The sequence below is a fragment of the Actinomadura verrucosospora genome, from assembly GCF_039540335.1.
GTDB classification, from domain to species: Bacteria; Actinomycetota; Actinomycetes; order Streptosporangiales; family Streptosporangiaceae; genus Spirillospora; species Spirillospora verrucosospora.
Map to the genome: position 1 here is coordinate 222,144 of NZ_BAABEV010000006.1, position 15,905 is coordinate 238,048.

General features: G+C 74.3%; 14 protein-coding genes. 4 read left to right on the top strand and 10 right to left on the bottom strand.

Annotation, left to right across the window (positions count from 1 at the left end):
* Positions 1–42: 42 nt before the first annotated feature.
* The 5 genes from ABD944_RS09865 to ABD944_RS09885 all read right to left on the bottom strand — a co-directional run bounded on the left by ABD944_RS09865 (position 43) and on the right by ABD944_RS09885 (position 6,496).
* Complete coding sequence (locus tag ABD944_RS09865) at positions 43–1,311, bottom strand: adenylosuccinate synthetase (protein WP_345174587.1); 1,269 nt, start codon at positions 1,309–1,311, stop codon at positions 43–45.
* 3 nt (positions 1,312–1,314) lie between these two features.
* Positions 1,315–2,286, bottom strand: a complete 972-nt coding sequence (locus ABD944_RS09870) for a hypothetical protein (RefSeq protein ID WP_345174590.1) — start codon at positions 2,284–2,286, stop codon at positions 1,315–1,317.
* 14 nt (positions 2,287–2,300) lie between these two features.
* Positions 2,301–3,329: a molecular chaperone DnaJ gene (locus tag ABD944_RS09875; RefSeq protein ID WP_345174592.1), complete on the bottom strand. Its 1,029-nt coding sequence runs from the start codon at positions 3,327–3,329 to the stop codon at positions 2,301–2,303.
* A gap of 104 nt (positions 3,330–3,433) precedes the next feature.
* Positions 3,434–4,267, bottom strand: a complete 834-nt coding sequence (locus tag ABD944_RS09880; protein WP_345174594.1) for an NUDIX hydrolase — start codon at positions 4,265–4,267, stop codon at positions 3,434–3,436.
* 228 nt (positions 4,268–4,495) lie between these two features.
* Positions 4,496–6,496, bottom strand: a complete 2,001-nt coding sequence (locus ABD944_RS09885) for an amino acid permease (protein WP_345174596.1) — start codon at positions 6,494–6,496, stop codon at positions 4,496–4,498.
* A gap of 382 nt (positions 6,497–6,878) precedes the next feature.
* On the opposite strand from ABD944_RS09885, the gene ggt reads away from it, so the two are divergent.
* The 3 genes from ggt to ABD944_RS09900 all read left to right on the top strand — a co-directional run bounded on the left by ggt (position 6,879) and on the right by ABD944_RS09900 (position 10,144).
* Entirely contained in the window at positions 6,879–8,777 is a 1,899-nt protein-coding gene (ggt, locus tag ABD944_RS09890; protein ID WP_345174599.1) for a gamma-glutamyltransferase, read from the top strand.
* A 52-nt stretch (positions 8,778–8,829) separates the two neighbouring features.
* Entirely contained in the window at positions 8,830–9,192 is a 363-nt protein-coding gene (gene cutA, locus ABD944_RS09895) for a divalent-cation tolerance protein CutA (protein ID WP_345174600.1), read from the top strand.
* Between the two features lie 85 nt (positions 9,193–9,277).
* Positions 9,278–10,144 (top strand): oxygenase MpaB family protein, encoded by an 867-nt coding sequence (locus ABD944_RS09900; protein WP_345174602.1) that lies wholly within the window; start codon positions 9,278–9,280, stop codon positions 10,142–10,144.
* Between the two features lies 1 nt (position 10,145).
* Here the strand turns inward: ABD944_RS09900 and ABD944_RS09905 are convergent, their stop codons facing one another.
* The gene (locus ABD944_RS09905) at positions 10,146–11,690 is read right to left on the bottom strand and encodes an MDR family MFS transporter (RefSeq protein WP_345174604.1); all 1,545 of its coding nucleotides are present in this window, start codon (positions 11,688–11,690) and stop codon (positions 10,146–10,148) included.
* A gap of 130 nt (positions 11,691–11,820) precedes the next feature.
* Between ABD944_RS09905 and ABD944_RS09910 the strand changes: the two genes are divergently transcribed.
* The gene (locus ABD944_RS09910; RefSeq protein WP_345174607.1) at positions 11,821–12,369 is read left to right on the top strand and encodes a MarR family winged helix-turn-helix transcriptional regulator; all 549 of its coding nucleotides are present in this window, start codon (positions 11,821–11,823) and stop codon (positions 12,367–12,369) included.
* On the opposite strand, the gene ABD944_RS09915 is transcribed toward ABD944_RS09910, so the two are convergent.
* The 4 genes from ABD944_RS09915 to ABD944_RS09930 all read right to left on the bottom strand — a co-directional run bounded on the left by ABD944_RS09915 (position 12,353) and on the right by ABD944_RS09930 (position 15,832).
* Positions 12,353–12,652: a metal-sensitive transcriptional regulator gene (locus tag ABD944_RS09915; RefSeq protein ID WP_089312530.1), complete on the bottom strand. Its 300-nt coding sequence runs from the start codon at positions 12,650–12,652 to the stop codon at positions 12,353–12,355. The genes ABD944_RS09910 and ABD944_RS09915 overlap by 17 nt on opposite strands.
* An 86-nt stretch (positions 12,653–12,738) precedes the next feature.
* Positions 12,739–13,329: a histidine phosphatase family protein gene (locus ABD944_RS09920; RefSeq protein ID WP_345174610.1), complete on the bottom strand. Its 591-nt coding sequence runs from the start codon at positions 13,327–13,329 to the stop codon at positions 12,739–12,741.
* A gap of 69 nt (positions 13,330–13,398) precedes the next feature.
* Positions 13,399–14,514 (bottom strand): alanine dehydrogenase, encoded by a 1,116-nt coding sequence (gene ald / locus ABD944_RS09925; RefSeq protein ID WP_345174612.1) that lies wholly within the window; start codon positions 14,512–14,514, stop codon positions 13,399–13,401.
* A gap of 154 nt (positions 14,515–14,668) precedes the next feature.
* Positions 14,669–15,832, bottom strand: a complete 1,164-nt coding sequence (locus ABD944_RS09930) for a glycerate kinase (RefSeq protein WP_345174615.1) — start codon at positions 15,830–15,832, stop codon at positions 14,669–14,671.
* Positions 15,833–15,905: the final 73 nt, after the last annotated feature.

The window sequence follows — 15,905 nt, forward strand, 5'->3', positions numbered from 1 at the left end:
GTCCACCTCCGGAAGAGCCGCGGCGTTAGCGGGATCTTGGTCTCAGCGCACGCTCAGGTCAATGGGTGTCCGGAAGTGGTCAGCGCGCTTGTCGGTCGAGGTGGGGCCGTGGGAGCGCAGGACGACGGGCGCGCCGAGCGCGTCCTCGATCGTCTCCACCGGGTCGCCGAGCGGGGCGTACACCGGGCGCGCCGCCAGGAGGCGGCGGGTGAGGGCGGCCTGGCGCTCCAGGTCGGGCGGTCCCGTTTCCAGGCGCCCGACCCGGCCGCCGTCCATCTCGTAGGAGTGGCAGACACGCAGGTCTGGACGCGCCCCCGCGACGTCCAGGTGCGTGACCGCCAGGCCGTCAACGCCGCCCGCCACCTCCAGCGCGTACCGGAGCGCCACGGCGTCGAGGTGGCCGACCCGGAACGCGCCCTGCCAGCGTCCCGTGCCGTTGTGCGGGTCGGGGAGGTCCGCGGTCAGCGCCGGGTCCTCGGTGACGAACGGTCCGGGGCCGTGGCGGGTCGCGTACGCGCGCAGCACCCCCAGCCGCGCCGCGGACGCGCCCGCCTCGGCCAGCAGGGTCTCGGCGTTGGCGAACGTCGTCGTCGACCACGTCGTGTACGGGTGGAAGCCGTGCCACTCGTCCAGCAGGACGCCCTGGGCGCCTTCGAACACCGCGCTCCCCGCGCGGAGCAGCGCGGGCAGGTGCCCGGGGCCGACGATCCGCACCCGCTCGGCGAACGCGGTGAACGCCTCGGCGCACGCGTCGGCGCCGGGGACGTCCTCGCCGTCGGGGAACGCGGCCCGGTACCAGTCGCGGACGGCGGCGAGCCGGCGCCGCAGCCGGGCGGGCGACAGGCAGTCGGCCGCCCGCGGCGCGTCGTCGTGCGCCAGGGCGTAGGACGCGGTCTCGCCGACGCCCATCCCGCACGACCCGTGCCGGGCCGCGCCGCGCGCCGACTCCCGCGCGCGGTTGGCGGCCCGGTGGTAGGGCGTCGTGAGCAGCGCGTCCCCGTCGACGGTGAGCCGGTCTAGCGCGTCGGGGACGCCCAGCGCGCGCAGGTGGTCGGCCTCGGCCGCGAGCGCCAGCGGGTCGACGAGCATGAACCGCGACAGGTGCGTCAGCACTCCCGGCGTGAACGTGCCCGAGCCGAACTGGGCGAACGTGTGGTGCCGCCCGTCCGGCGCGACGACGTTGTGCGCGGCCTGCGCGCCGCCGTTGAACCGCACGACCACCGAGGGCGCACCGGTGCGGCAGAGGTGGTCGACGACCGTGCCCTTGCCGGCGTCCCCGAAGCCGAGGTCGACGACGATCACGTGGTCCATGGATCAGAGCCGGGTCGTCGCGGACGGGCCGGAGGCGTCCAGGCCGGGCGGCGTGGAGGAGACGGCGACCGGCGCGCGGGCCGCGTCCAGCCGGGCGAGCGCGCGCGACACCGAGGCGCCGGCGCCCGAGCCCGCCTCCGCGAGGTGCTCCAGCCCCTCGCCCAGGTCGATGGCGTCCTCGGCGAGGCCGATCGTCAGCGCGATCGTCTCGCAGACGGCGTCCAGGTCGTCCAGGTAGAGCACGTTCTGGCCGAGCAGCCCCTGCCAGAAGTCCTTCAGGTCCTGGTTGCCGGCGTGGTAGGCGCCCTCCGGGATGATGAAGTACACGTCGTACTTCGTCTGCAGCTCACGGACGAGCTTCGCGATCGGGACGTCCTCGTCCGGCTCGCCGCCGATCAGCGCGGCGATCTCGCGCCGCTTCGCCTTCGGGTAGGCCAGCTCGTCACCGATCATGAACAGGTAGCCGCGCTTGCCGCGCTTGTCGAAGCAGTCGATCGCGGTGTGCCGCGCCATGAAGTACATGGCCAGCTCGTAGGACTCGCGCATCTGGCCGCCGCCCCCGCCCTCGAGCAGGATCCTGCCGAGGTCGTCGTCCATCCGGTTGTCGGCCTCGAACTGCCCGACCTGCAGCGGGGCCCGGTCGCAGGTCGCGTCGCCGACCGCGCCGAACAGGATGTGCGGGTGCTCGACGTACCCCTTGCGCAGCAGCAACCCGAGCAGGTCGGGGAGCTTGGCCTGCAGCGTCCGCGGGACGGTCCCCATCGAGCCGGTCACGTCGAACAGCACGCCGATCGCGAGCGACTCGGGGTGGTCGGCGGAGTCCCGGCTCTCGCGGAAGGTCACGCCGCGCGGGTCCAGGTCGGGGTGGACGGCGGTCGCGCCGCCGTCGGAGTAGGCGAACGCGCTGGCGCCGGTGGACGCGCGGTAGCTCGCGCGCGCGGCGTAGACGTCGGTGGACCAGTTTCCGCTTCCCATGATCTCTCTCTCCTTCAGTGGGGGGCGGGCATGTGGAAGGGGCGGAAGCGGCGCGGGCCGTAGAGCCGCTCCAGCAGCTCGTCGAACTCGGCCAGCAGCCGCCAGGCGTCGGCGGGGCGCCGGTTCTGCGCCGGCAGCGTGCAGCCGCGCGCGAACGAGCGCATCGCCTTCGGGGCCTTGTCGCCCATCAGGCCGGTCATGCACCGGGCGGCCATGAAGATGTCGGTCGCCGGGCTCGCCGCCCGCCGTCCGGGCACCTCGGGCGGGTACCAGCCGGCGTACCGGTCGACCATCGCCGGCACCCGGCCCGAGGGGTCGGCGTGCGCGTGGCAGCCGGGGACGGAGTAGCACCAGTCGACCAGGACCAGGCCGTGCTCCTCCGGGTGGATCATCACGTGGTCGGGGAGCACCGCGCCGTGCAGGACGCCCGCGCGGTGCGCGAAGCCGAGGCCCGCGAGCAGCCGCCGCCACATCCAGGCGGCGTCGCGCGGGTCGACGCCGTCCGGGAAGGCGCGCCCGACCTCGGCGAGGCTGTGGAAGCCGTCCAGCGCGGCGATCACGTTGACCTGCCGCTGCGTCCCGGTGGCGGCGTCCCGGTGCTGGAACGACTCGACGAGCCGCGGCACGTAGGGCAGGAACCGGGCGTCGCCGTCCTTCGGAAGCTGCCGGAGCGCCACGGCCTCGCGTTCGAGCAGATCGCCGTCGGCGGGGTCGCGCGGCATCTTCAGCAGCACCCGGCCGCCCGGCTCCGGGCGCGCCGCGTACAGCACCGCGAGATCGCCGCCGATGGGGTCGCCCTCCAGCCGGTACGCGTGGCGGCGCGTGGTGATCAGCGTCTCGTCGCCGCGGTTGTAGGCGCGCCAGAGCGAGGTCAGCCTGACGAACGCCTCCTCGGTCCGGCCGCCGCCCGCGTCCGGGTGGACGAGCCGGGCCAGCCGCCGGTACCGCCGCACCGCCTCCGCCTGGTCGTCGCCGAACAGGTCGGCGGGAACGCGGGCCCGGCCGAGCCGCGCCAGCGCGTCCTCCAGTTCCGTCTCGCTCATCTGTGCTCCTTGTGGGGGGGCGACCCCCCACGCCCCCCGGTTCGCTTCGCGCATCTGTGCTCTCTGTGGGGGGGCGACCCCCCACACCCCCCGGTTCGCTTCGCTCATCTGATCTCCTCCTCCCTGCTGGGCCGCAGCAGGGCCGGGTGCAGGAGCCGGGCGTCGCCCGCGCGGTAGAGGCGGGGCCGCGGGCCGCCCCGGCGGCCGCCGCGGTCGGACGTGGCGCCGGTGCTCTCCACGAACCCCGGGACGGACAGGACCTTGCGGTGGAAGTTGCCGGCGTGCAGCTCCTCGCCCCACACCGCCTCGTACACCGAGCGCAGCTCGGGGATGGTGAACTCGCCGTCGCAGAACGCCGTGGCGAGCGGGGTGTACTCCAGCTTCCCGCGGGCCCGCTCCAGCCCGTCCGACAGGATCCGCGCGTGGTCGAACGCCAGCCGGCGGGTGGTGCCGGGGCGCTGGCGCCCCGAGTCGGCCAGGCCCAGCGCGTCCACCGGCGACCACGCGGCGTCGGCCGCGTCGCCGCCCGCCTCGGGGTCCGGCAGTTCGGGCGCGAACGCCAGGTAGGCGACGGAGATGACGCGCATCCGCGGGTCGCGGCCGGGGGAGCCGTAGGTCCCGAGCTGCTCCAGATGGACCCGGCCGAGTGCGCCGCCCTTGGCGCTGAGCCCTGTCTCCTCGGCCAGCTCCCGGACGGCCGCGTCGGGCAGGTCCTCGGCGTCGGTTCCCTGGAGCGGGCCGCCTGCCTGGACGAAGCCGCCGGGCAGCGCCCACATCCCCTCGTAGGGGGCGTTCCCCCGCCGCACGAGCAGGACGTGGAGGGCGCCGTCGCGGATGGTGAGGGCGACCACGTCCACCGTCACGGCGACCGGGTCGTAGTCGCGCGGGTCGTAGTTCGCGAGGAAGTCGCTCTCGTCGCGCCTCGGCTCCGGGCCCATCCGCCCGCCTCCCGTCGATCTCGGACTGAGTAAGTCTCAGGATGAGTTCATCTCGATATGAGAAGAACATAACCCGGACCGGGCCCGCTGTCCAGTCCCTTCCTCCGGAGACGAGACGAGGGCGCCGCCCCGGGGAGGGGGCGGCGCCCTGAGTCGTTCGGCGGGCCCGTCGTTCAGCGGGCCGGGTTTGGGCGGAACTTCACAAAACAGAAGTTCTGCGGTGCGGCCTCAGCGGCGGTGCCGGCCGCCGTGCGGCGGCTCCTGGTGCTCCCCGCTCTGACCGCTTTCGCCCCGCGGCCCGTACGGGTCCGAGGTGCCCGGATCGAGGGTGTACGGATCGAGGGTGTACGGATCGAGCGTGTACGGATCGTCGGAGCGGGCGGAGGGGTACCGCTCCGGGGCGCGCTCGCCGGGATGGCGGGGGTCGCGGGCGAACTGGCCGCCCGGCTGCCGTCCCGTCGAGTACCGGCCGGTCGGGTAGGGGCTCTCGGGCGCGCCGGGGCGCCGTTCGGCGGGCCGGGTCCCCGTCCCGTAGGGCCCGGGGGAGGAGTGGACGTCCCGCGGGCCGGGCGGAGGCGCCATGTGCGGAGACGGTGCCATGCCGGGCTGAGGTGCGATGCCGGGCTGAGGTGCGATGCCGGGCTGAGGTGCCATGCCGGGCGGGGGCGCCATGCCGGGCGGCGGGGCCGGGGCCAGCCGCGCGGTGGCCGGGCGCTCGGGCGGCGCGTCCAGGAGGAGCTTCATCTGGCTCTTGCGGCGCCCGTAGACCAGGTAGAGGACGAGCCCGACGCCCATCCAGACGGCGAAGTACCCCCAGGTCTGGACGTTCAGGTTCAGCATCAGCCAGCCCACCGCGACGATCGCCACGAGGACGACCAGCGGCGCCGCCGGCATCCGGAAGGGGCGGTGCAGGTCGGGCCGGGAGCGGCGCAGCGCCAGCACCGCCGCCGCGACGAACAGGAACGCGAACAGGGTGCCGATCACGACGAGCTGCTCCAGCGTGAGCACGTCGACCGTCTGCGACATGACGATCGCCGCGCCGCCGGCGACGAGCGTGGCGCGGGACGGCACCTTGTAGCGGCTCATCGCGGCCAGGGGGCGCGGCAGCAGGCCGTCGCGCGAGATGGAGAACACCACCCGGGTCAGGCTGATCATCAGCACCAGGATCACGGTGGTCAGCGCGAGCATCGCACCCACGTCGACGATCTTGCCCATCGCGCCCGCGCCGACCGAGTCGAAGGCCGCGGCGAGCAGCAGCTTGTCGGGGTTGAGCTTGGCGATGCCGTCCATCCCCATCATGCCGACCAGCGCGAACGCCACGGCCACGTACAGCACGATCGCGGTGACCAGGGCGGTGATGATCCCGCGCGGGACCTTGCGGGGCGCGTCGTCGGTCTCCTCCGAGGCCGTCGCGATCAGGTCGAACCCGATGTAGGCGAAGGCGATCGCGGGCGCCGCCGCGAGCATGCCCCAGGTCCCGAACACGTGCGGGGTGCCGCCGCCGACGGCGCCGAGCACGGCGTCCAGCACCGTCTTGTCGCCCGCGGGCGCGGGCTGCGAGGGCGGCAGGAAGGGGGTGAGGTTGCCGGGGTGGAAGAACTTCAGCGCGGTCGCGATGACGAGCCCGATCACGATGACCTTGGCCAGCACCATGAACCACAGCGTCTTCAGGCTCATCCGGCTGCCGCCGGCGAGCATCAGGACGACCAGCAGCAGGATGCCGAGCGCGAACACGTCCGGCCCCTTCTGCTGGCCGATCAGGTCGCCGAGCCCGCTCGGGATCGGCACCCCGAAGTCGTGCAGCGCCTGCGTCGCGTAGAGGGACCACACCCGGGCGAGCACCGACGCGGCCAGCAGCAGCTCCATGATCAGGGCCCAGCCGACGACCCACGCCCAGATCTCGCCGAACGCGACGTAGGCGAAGGAGTACGCGCTGCCCGCGACCGGGATGATCGAGGAGAGCTCGGCGAAGGCGAGCGCCGCCAGCACGCACACCCCGCCCGCGATGAGGAACGACACGAGCACGCCGGGCCCCGCCGTGGAGGACGCCTGCTCGCCGGCGATCTTGAAGATGCCGGATCCGATCATAACGCCGAGGCCGAGCACGACGAGGTCGCGGGTCCGGTACACCACGCGGAGCCGGTGCCGGCCGCCGTAGAGCCGGCCGGTCGCCTGCTCGACCGGCAGCCGGCGGAACATGTTGTTGCGCATGCGCATGTCCAAGGTCATAGGTGATCCCCCAGGCCTGAACCCGCGCCGCTGTTCGCGAGGTGACGGCTTGCTGAAGTCCCTAAGAATTCACCAAGTATGGGCAAAATAGCAACGTTTTGTGGGTGATTAGTGTGGTCAGGCGGTTGTCGGATCCTGCCAACCCCCGCAGGTCGGCGACGTGTCGCAGCGGATCACTCACGCTCGGCACAGGGAGACCGAATCCCTTTCTGGTGGAGCGTTCCGAGCGAATACGCCTCATTTCCAATGGAGAAAGCGCTTAATGATCTTTGTTGCGCGCGGCCCTCCGGGACCGGGCGCGACCGGGGTCGGCCGGTGCGGACGCTGGCGCGGGCCGAAGATCGATGGCACCGTAGGGGCGCCGCGTTCGTCTGGAGGTCCGGTGTTGCGCTCCCCGTCGCCCTCGCACACGTCCCCGCCCCGCCCGCCGGCGCCGCCGGGACGATCGCGGATCCGCCGCCGCACGGCCGCCGTGGCCGCCCTGGCGACCGCCGCGTCTCTCACCGTCCCCGTCGCGGCGGGCGCCGCGCCCGTCCCGAGGCCCGCGCCGGCACCGCCGGCCAAGCAGGCGGTCGCGACCGGATTCGGCGGCGCGGTCTCCACCGTCGACCCGGAGGCCAGCCGGACGGCGCTGGAGGTCCTCAAGCGAGGCGGCAACGCGATGGACGCGGCGGTCGCGTCCGCCGCGACGCTCGGGGTCACCGAGCCGTACGTGTCGGCCATCGGCGGCGGCGGCTTCATCACGTACTACGACGCCAGGACGCGCCGCGTGTACGCGCTCGACGGCCGCGAGTTCGCGCCGCGGCGGATGCGCCAGGACTCCTTCCTCGACCCCGCGACGGGCAAGCCGCTGCCGTTCGACCAGGCCGTCACCAGCGGCCTGAGCGTCGGCGTGCCCGGCACGCTCGCCCAGTGGGACCTCGCCCTGCGCCGGTTCGGCAGCCGCGACCTCGGCGCCCTGCTGCGCCCGGCGATCAGGGTCGCGGACCGCGGCTTCGTCGTCGACCAGGAGTTCCACGACCAGACCGCGGTGAACGAGGCGCGCTTCCGCGACATCGTCCCGACCCGCGAGCTGTTCCTGCCCGGCGGGAAGGTGCCCGAGGTCGGCTCGGTGTTCCGCAACCCCGACCTCGCCGGCACCTACCGGGAGCTGGCGAGGCGCGGCACCGGCTGGTTCTACGAGGGCGGGCTCGGCAAGGAGATCGTCAGGACGGTCGCCCGGCCGCCGGTGGACCCGAAGGCGACCCGCGAGGTCCGCCCCGGCCTGATGGAGCGCGGCGACCTCGACGCCTACCGGGCGGTGCCGCGCAAGCCCACCCACGTCCCCTACCGGGGGACGGACGTGTACGGCATGCCGCCGTCGTCGTCCGGGGGCTCCACGGTCGGCGAGGCGCTCAACATCCTCGGCAACTTCCGGCTCGACCCGCGCGACCCCGTCACAGCCCTGCACTACTACCTGGAGGCGTCCAAGCTCGCCTACGCCGACCGCGGCCGCTACGTCGGCGACGCCGACAAGGTGGACGTGCCGCTGGCGGAGCTGCTGTCCTCAGGGTTCGCCCGCGAGCGCGCCTGCCAGATCAGGCCGGACCAGGCGGCGGCCGCGCCGGTCGCCCCCGGCTCGCCCGACGGCCGCTACGAGCCGTGCGTCCCGCCGGGCACCCAGACCAGGGCGCTGGCGTTCGAGGGCCCGCAGACCACCCACCTCGTCGTCGCCGACAAGTGGGGGAACGTCGTGTCCTACACGCTGTCGATCGAGCAGTTCGGGGGCAGCGGCATCACCGTGCCGGGGCGCGGGTTCCTGCTGAACAACGAGCTGACCGACTTCTCCTTCCAGCCGCCGGCGCCCGGCCAGGCTCCCGACCCGAACCTGCCCGGCCCGCACAAGCGGCCGCGCAGCAGCATGGCGCCGACCCTGGTGCTCGTGGACGGGCGCCCGCGGCTCGCCGTCGGCACGCCCGGCGGCTCGACGATCATCACCACCGTGCTGCAGATCCTGGTCAACCGCATCGACCTCGGCATGGACCTGCCCGCCGCGCTCGCAGCGCCGCGCGCCACGCAGCGCAACACCCCGCAGGTCTTCGCCGAGCAGGCGTTCATCGACCGGTACGGCCGCGACCTCGCCGCCCGCGGGCACCGGCTGGAGCTGTTCCCCGGTCCGCCGCGGGGTGTGATCGGCGCCGCGACCGGGCTGGAGTTCCTGCGGCCCGGGCTCGTCCAGGCGGTCGCCGAGCCGACACGGCGGGGCGGCGGCAGCGCGCTCGTCGTCCGTCCGGCCCGTTGACACTTGCCTACCCGGGGGCGTGCCCACCCGGCGAGCGGGAAGGAGTCGTGCCATGGCGGACTCATACGTGCAGGTGACGACCACGACCGACTCCCGCGCGGAGGCGGCCGAGCTGGCCCGCTCGGCGGTCGCCGAGCGGCTCGCGGCCTGCGCGCAGCTGGTGGGGCCGATCGCCAGCACCTACTGGTGGGAGGGGGAGATCGAGTCGGCCGAGGAGTGGATGGTGCTGTTCAAGACCTCCGCCGACCGGTTCGACGAGCTGGCCTCCCTGATCACCGAAGGGCACTCCTACGACACCCCGGAGATCATCGCGACGCCGGTGGTGGCGGGCAGCATGGACTACCTCGCCTGGATCACCGAGCAGACCGAGCCCGGGGAGCAGGACGAGGCGATCGCGGAGGACGACCGGGATTGATCGTGTGACGGCCGTCATGGCAGGGTAAGCCTTCGATTACGCGGCCCGGCGGCGCGCCCGGCCGCGGCGGCGGAAGGCGGTCGGGATGCGCGAGGCCAGCGAGGAGAGGCCGGACCACGGCCTGTTCGGGCCGGGGTCGGTGACCTGGCATGTCATGGGCGAGCCCGTGCTGATCGTCGGCGGGATCCGGGCGCTGCTGCTCCAGGCCCTGCATCCGCGCACGATGTGGGGCACCGCGCAGAACTCCGAGCTCATGGACCCCGCCGCGGCGTGGGCGCGGCTCGTCCGGACGGTCGAGTTCGTCCGCGTCCGCACCTACGGCACGCACGAGGAGGTCGAGCGGGTGGGCCGCCGCGTCCGCCTGCTGCACTCCAAGCTGACCGGCCTCGACATGCGCACCGGCGAGACGTTCCCGGTCGACGACCCCGAGAACCTGCTGTGGGTCCACATGGGCGAGGTCGACTCCTACCTGGACGTGGCCCGCCGCGCCGGGGTGCCGCTGACCGCCCGCGACGCCGACGCGTTCGTGGACGAGCAGCGCCGCGCGGCCGCGGTCGTCGGCCTCGACCCGGCGGACGTGCCGGCCACCGTCGCGGACATGCGCGACTACTACGAGGGCATGCGGCGGCAGATCTTCGCGTGCCGGGAGGCGCGCGAGGGGCTGCGCCGCATGTTCAGCCCCGCCGTGCCGCGGCCGCTGCTGCCGCTCAAGCTCGCCGCGCCCGGCCTCGGCGTGCTGGTCGTGTCGACGCTGCCGCGCTGGGCCCGCCGCATGTACGGGCTGCCCGGGCTGCCGACCTCCGACCTGGCCGCGACCGTGACGCTGAAGGGCCTCTACCGGACCACGCAGGTCGTCCCGGAGCGGTTCCGGTACTCGCCGGACGCGCGGCGGGCCCGGCGCCTCACGCGCGAGCGCGAGACGGGCCTGGCCACCTGGTCGATCGCCTCCTGAATCACCCCATCGGGGGAGCGTCCGGGACGGAGTCGTGGTCGCGGGCGCCGTGCCGGGGGAGGAGCAGCGCGGGCACGATCAGCACGGCGGTGAGGACGAGCGCGACCCAGAACGTGTGCGCGAACGCGTCGGCCAGCTTGGGCGCGAACTGCTCGCGGACCCGCTCGGGGATCTGCCCCATGCCGCTGGTGGCGCCGCCCCCGCCGCCGGCCGCCTGCGGGATGCGGTCGCTGATCTGCCGGGACAGGACGACGGCGAGCAGCGCCGTGCCGACCGACCCGCCGAGCTGGACGATGATGTTCAGCGTGCTGCTGGCGCGCGGGACGACCGCCCGGCCCAGCGTCGTCAGCGCCGCCGACATCGTGGGCATCATCGTGCAGCCGAGCCCGAGGCCCCGCACGTAGAGGGCGCCGCCGAGCAGCCAGTAGGGGGTGTCCGCGCCGACCGTCGCGAACGGGATGGTGCCGAGCACCAGGACGACGATGCCGACCGGGACGATCCGCCCGGCGCCGAGCTTGTCGGTGACCACCCCGGCGAGCGGCATCGTGGTCGCGGCGCCGAGGCCCTGGGGGGCGAGCAGCAGGCCCGCCGCGAGCGCCCCCTCGCCGCGGGCGATCTGGTAGTACAGCGGGATCAGCAGCATCGATCCCATCAGCGCGATGCCGACGAAGAACACCGCGGCGGCCGCGGTCGCGAACGTCCGGTCGGCGAACAGCCGCACGTCGATCAGCGCGCGCTCGCGGCGCTGGAGGCTGTGCAGCGCGAACAGGGCGACCAGGGCCACGCCGCCGGCCAGCCAGGCGATCGTGGCCGGGCGGCCGAAGCCGCCGCCGCTGCTCGCGGTGGACAGGCCGTAGATGAGCAGGACGAACCCGGGCGGCAGCAGGAGCAGCCCGCGCAGGTCGATCCCGGGCGCCGCGTGCTCCCCCCGGCCGTGCGGCACCTTCCACCACGCGAGCGCGAAGGCGAGCGCGCCGACGGGCAGGTTCACGAAGAAGATCCAGCGCCAGTCGACGTCCTGGACCAGCCACCCGCCGATGACGGGGCCGAGCACGGGCCCGAGCAGCATCGGGACGCCGACGATGCTCATGATGCGGCCCATCCGGCGCGGCCCGGCCGCCATCGTCAGGATGGCCATGCCGGTCGGCATGAGCATGCCGCCGCCGAGCCCCTGCACGACCCGGAAGACGATCAGCGACTCGATGTTCCAGGCCGCGCCCGACAGGGCCGACCCGAGGACGAAGAGCACGATGGAGGTCATCCACACGCGGCGCCCGCCGAACCGGTCGACGGCCCAGCCGGTGAGCGGGATGACGGTGCCCATCGCCAGCATGTAGCCGGTGATGACCCACTGGATCGTCGACAGGCCGGTGTCGAAGTCGCGGCCGAGCGTCTCCAGCGCGACGTTGACGATCGTGGTGTCGAGGATCGCCATGAGGGTGCCCGACACGATGACCAGGCCGAGGACGATCGTCTGACGGTCGAGCCGTTCGCCGCCGCCGGCGCCGCCGGGGGGCGCCACCTTCGCGGCCGGGCTTTCGGCCATGGAGCGGCCCCCTCGCGTCGAGTCCCACCGCGGCTCCGACAGTTGCCCCGTGCCCCCGCCGGTCAAGGCGCGAAACGCCTTGAAGTTCAATATTTTGCAGTGCATCACGAAATGTGTTGAACTTCAAGGTATGTCCGAGGAAGGGTTCGGTGCCGACGCGTCGGTCGACGCCGACCTGGAGACGATGATCCAGCTCCTGGGCCGGCTCGTCCGCGGTCTGAAGGGCGGCCGCGAGGACGCCGAGGAGCTCATCGGCGAGGTGCGGGCGGCGGGGCTCGGCCCCCGGCACGTCCCGGCGCTGATGCAGCTGGTGCTGCACGGCCCGGTCCCCGTCGGCGTGCTCGCCGGGCACATGGCGCTGAGCCCGGCCACGGTCAGCCAGCTGGTCGGGGAACTGGAGCGGGGCGGCTTCGTCGAGCGGCGCCCGGACGAGCGGGACCGCCGGCGGATGATCATCAGCCTGAGCGAGCGGCACCGCGAGGCGACCGAGCGGTTCGCCTGGCGGCGGCTGCGGCCGCTGCGGGTCGCGCTGGAGACGCTCGCACCCGAGGAGCGGGCGCCGTTCCTGCACGGCTGGCGCGTGCTCGTCGAGACCATGGAGCGCGCGGAGCCGGAGGACCCGCGGGAGCGGGACCCCGAGGGCGGCCGCCCGGGCGGGCGCCTCAGCCGCGGCGCATGAGCCGCCCGACGGCCGCCATCAGCTCGGTCGACATCGCCTCGCCCTTGCCCTCCTCGGCGCCCTCGGCCACGCAGTGCCGGACGTGCCCGTCCAGCAGGCCGAGCGCCACCTTGTCCAGCGCCGCCTGGACGGCGCTGATCTGGGTGAGGATGTCGATGCAGTAGCGGTCCTCCTCGACCATCCGGTCGATGCCGCGCACCTGGCCCTCGATGCGGGCGAGCCGCGTCTGCAGCTGGTCCTTCGTGGCGGTGTACCCGCGGGTGGGGGTCTCGCTGGTCGCCATCTCCGTCCTCGCAATCCGTCGGGGGCGCTCGCCCTGGGTACCCCTGGGGGACATCCCCCAACAGGTACCTTATGCGGTGGGAGGCCTCAGGGTGCGGGCACGTTCCACGCGCTGACGACCGGCCGGTCGTGCTCGGAGCCGAGGGCCGACACGGTCCCGGTGTCGAGCGCGAACAGCCGCCCGCGCGCGGGCTCCAGGCCCAGCCACCGTGCCGTCAGCACCCGCAGGACGTGGCCGTGCGCGACCAGCGCGACGTCGCCCCCGGCCAGCAGCGGCCGCGCCCGCGCGAGGACCGCGTCCGCCCGCGCGCCGACCTGCTCGACGGTCTCACCCGGGTGATCGGCGTCGCCCGGGACCACGCCGTCGTCCCACAGGAACCAGCCCGGCCGCTCCTCGCGGATCGCCCGGGTGCTGACGCCCTCGTAGCCGCCGTAGTCCCACTCCCACAGGTCGGGGTCGATCTCGTCCGTCCGCATCCCGGCGAGCTCGGCGGTCCGCCGCGCCCGCTCCGCCGGGCTGACCAGCGTCCGCGCGAAGGTCCGCCCCGCCAGCGCGCCGCGCAGCGCGCGGGCCTGCTCCTCGCCCCGGGGGGTCAGCGGCAGGTCCGTCCGCCCCGTGTGCCGCCGCGCCCGGCTCCACTCGGTCTCGCCGTGCCGCACCAAGATCAGTTCACCCATGCCCGCCTGTCTACCCGGCGGGCCGCCTTCGAAGAACCCCCCGGAACGGTGAGAGGACGGGGGAGGGCGTCAGTCGAGGATCGAGGTGAGAGGGGTGCAGGGCAGGCCGTGGGCCTCGGCGACGTGGTCGTAGACCAGCGTGCCGGCGTGGACGTTGAGGCCGCGGGCGAGGGCGGCGTCGGCGCGCAGGGCCTGCCGCCAGCCCAGGTCGGCGATCTGGACGGCGTAGGGGAGCGTCACGCCGGTCAGGGCGTAGGTGGAGGTGTTGGGGACGGAACCGGGCATGTTGGCGACGCAGTAGAACGTCGAGCCGTGCACCCGGTAGGTGGGGTCGGCGTGCGTGGTGGGACGGGAGTCCTCGAAGCAGCCGCCCTGGTCGATGGCGATGTCCACCAGCACCGAGCCGCTCTTCATCCGGGCCACGAGCTCGTTGGAGATCAGCTTGGGCGCCCGCGCGCCCGGGATGAGCACGGCGCCGATGACGAGGTCGGCGGCGAGGGCCTGCTGCTCGACCGTGTACGCGCTGGACACCAGCGTCCGCAGGCGGCCCTGGTAGACGGCGTCGATCTCGCGCAGCCGGTCCACGTCGACGTCCAGGACGGTGACGTCCGCGCCCATGCCGACGGCGATCTGCGCGGCGTTGAGGCCGGACACGCCGCCGCCGATCACGACGACCTTGGCGGGCGCCACGCCGGGCACGCCGCCGGGCAGGACGCCGCGCCCCCCGTTGAACGACATCAGGTTGTAGGCGCCGACCTGCGGGGCGAGGCGTCCGGCGACCTCGGACATGGGGGCGAGCAGCGGCAGGGAGCGGTCCGGGAGCTGGACCGTCTCGTAGGCGATCGCGGTGACGCCGGCCGCCAGGAGCGCGTCGGTGCACTCGCGGGACGCGGCCAGGTGCAGGTAGGTGAACAGGATCTGGCCCTCGCGCATCCGGTGGTACTCGGGCGCGATCGGCTCCTTCACCTTGAGGATCAGCTCGCCCTCGGCCCAGACCTCGTCCGGGCCGTCGAGGATCTTGGCGCCCGCGGCGGCGAAGTCGTCGTCGGGGATCGCCGAGCCGGTCCCGGCGCCCCGCTCCACGAACACCTCGTGGCCGTGCCGGGTGAGCTCGTGCGCCCCCGCCGGGGTGATCGCCACCCGGTACTCGTGGTTCTTGACCTCTCGCGGTACACCGATCTTCACCGGGAGCTCCTCCGTCAACGCTGACCAGGATGTACGCCTCCAGCGTGCGGGGCGGCGGCGATGCCCGGCTATGTGCACCATGTCAAGGCATCGGGCCTTTCGGTGACACTGTGTAAAGGAAGATCGGGGAGCGCGGCCGTTGGATCGGTCCGGGCTACGGGGAGCCCCGTGGGAGCCACTCGTCGGCGATCGCGACCGTCAGCTGCTCCAGGAGCGGGCCCGCGCGGCGGACGCGGCGCTCGTCGTCCGGCTCGATGTCGGCCAGCGCGTAGGCCGCCTGGATCCGCGCCTTGCGCAGCTGCTCGCCGGTGAGGCCCCGGCGGCCCGCCACCGCGACGACGGGCGCGCCCGCGCGGGCGGCGGCGCGGGCGACGTGGACGGGTGCGCTGCCGCGCAGCGACCGGGTGTCCAGGACGCCCTCCCCGGTGACGACCAGGCGCGCGCCGCGCGCCTTCTCCGCGAAGCCCAGCAGGTCGAGCATCAGGGCCGGGCCGGGCTCGATCGTCGCGCCGAGGAAGGTGAGCGCGGCGAACCCGACGCCGCCCGCCGTCCCGGCGCCGGGCAGGTCGCGGGCGGCCTTGCGGGCCGCCGCCTCGGCCAGGTCGGCCCACCGGCGCAGGCCCGCGTCCAGCAGCCGCTCCTCGTCGCGGTTCGCGCCGCGGCGCGGCCCGTCCACCGCGGCGGCGCCGGTGCGGCCGAGCAGCGGCCCGGCGGAGTCGCCCGCCACCACCACCTCGATGCCCGACATGTCGGGTAGGCCGCGCAGGTCGAGGGCGTGCAGCGAGCGCAGCGCCGCTCCGCCGGGCGGCAGATCCTTGCCGAGCGCGTCCAGCAGCCGCCCCCCGAGCCCCTGGACGAGGCCCGCGCCGCCGTCGGTGCACGCGGCGCCGCCGAGGCCGAGGACGATCCGCCGCGCGCCGAGCCGGTCGGCGAGCGCGAGCAGCTGCCCCGTGCCGAGGCTGGAGGCGGTGAGCGGGCGCGGGCGGGCGCCGGCCAGCCGCCGCAGCCCGGACGGCTCCGCCAGCCCGACCACCGCGCTGGCGCCGTTCAGCGCCAGCGGCGCCGTCACCGGCCGGCCGGTCGGCCCGCACACCTCGACCTCGACGCGCCGCCATCCGGCCGCCACCGCGGCCTCGACGGTGCCGTCGCCGCCGTCGGCCACGGGCAGCTCCACCAGCGCGACGCCGGGACGCGCGCGGCGGAGCCCGGCGGCGAGATGCCGCGCCGCCCGCGCCGCGGTCAGCGCTCCCGGGAACCTGTCAGGCGCCAGCAGGACGTGACCTGGCGGGGACGGGTGGGAGGGAGAGTCCGCGGACACCACAGCCACGCCTTTCACGCCGGGGGGTAAGGCCCTACCTTCTGCTTACGCCATGCCGGCACTATTTGACACC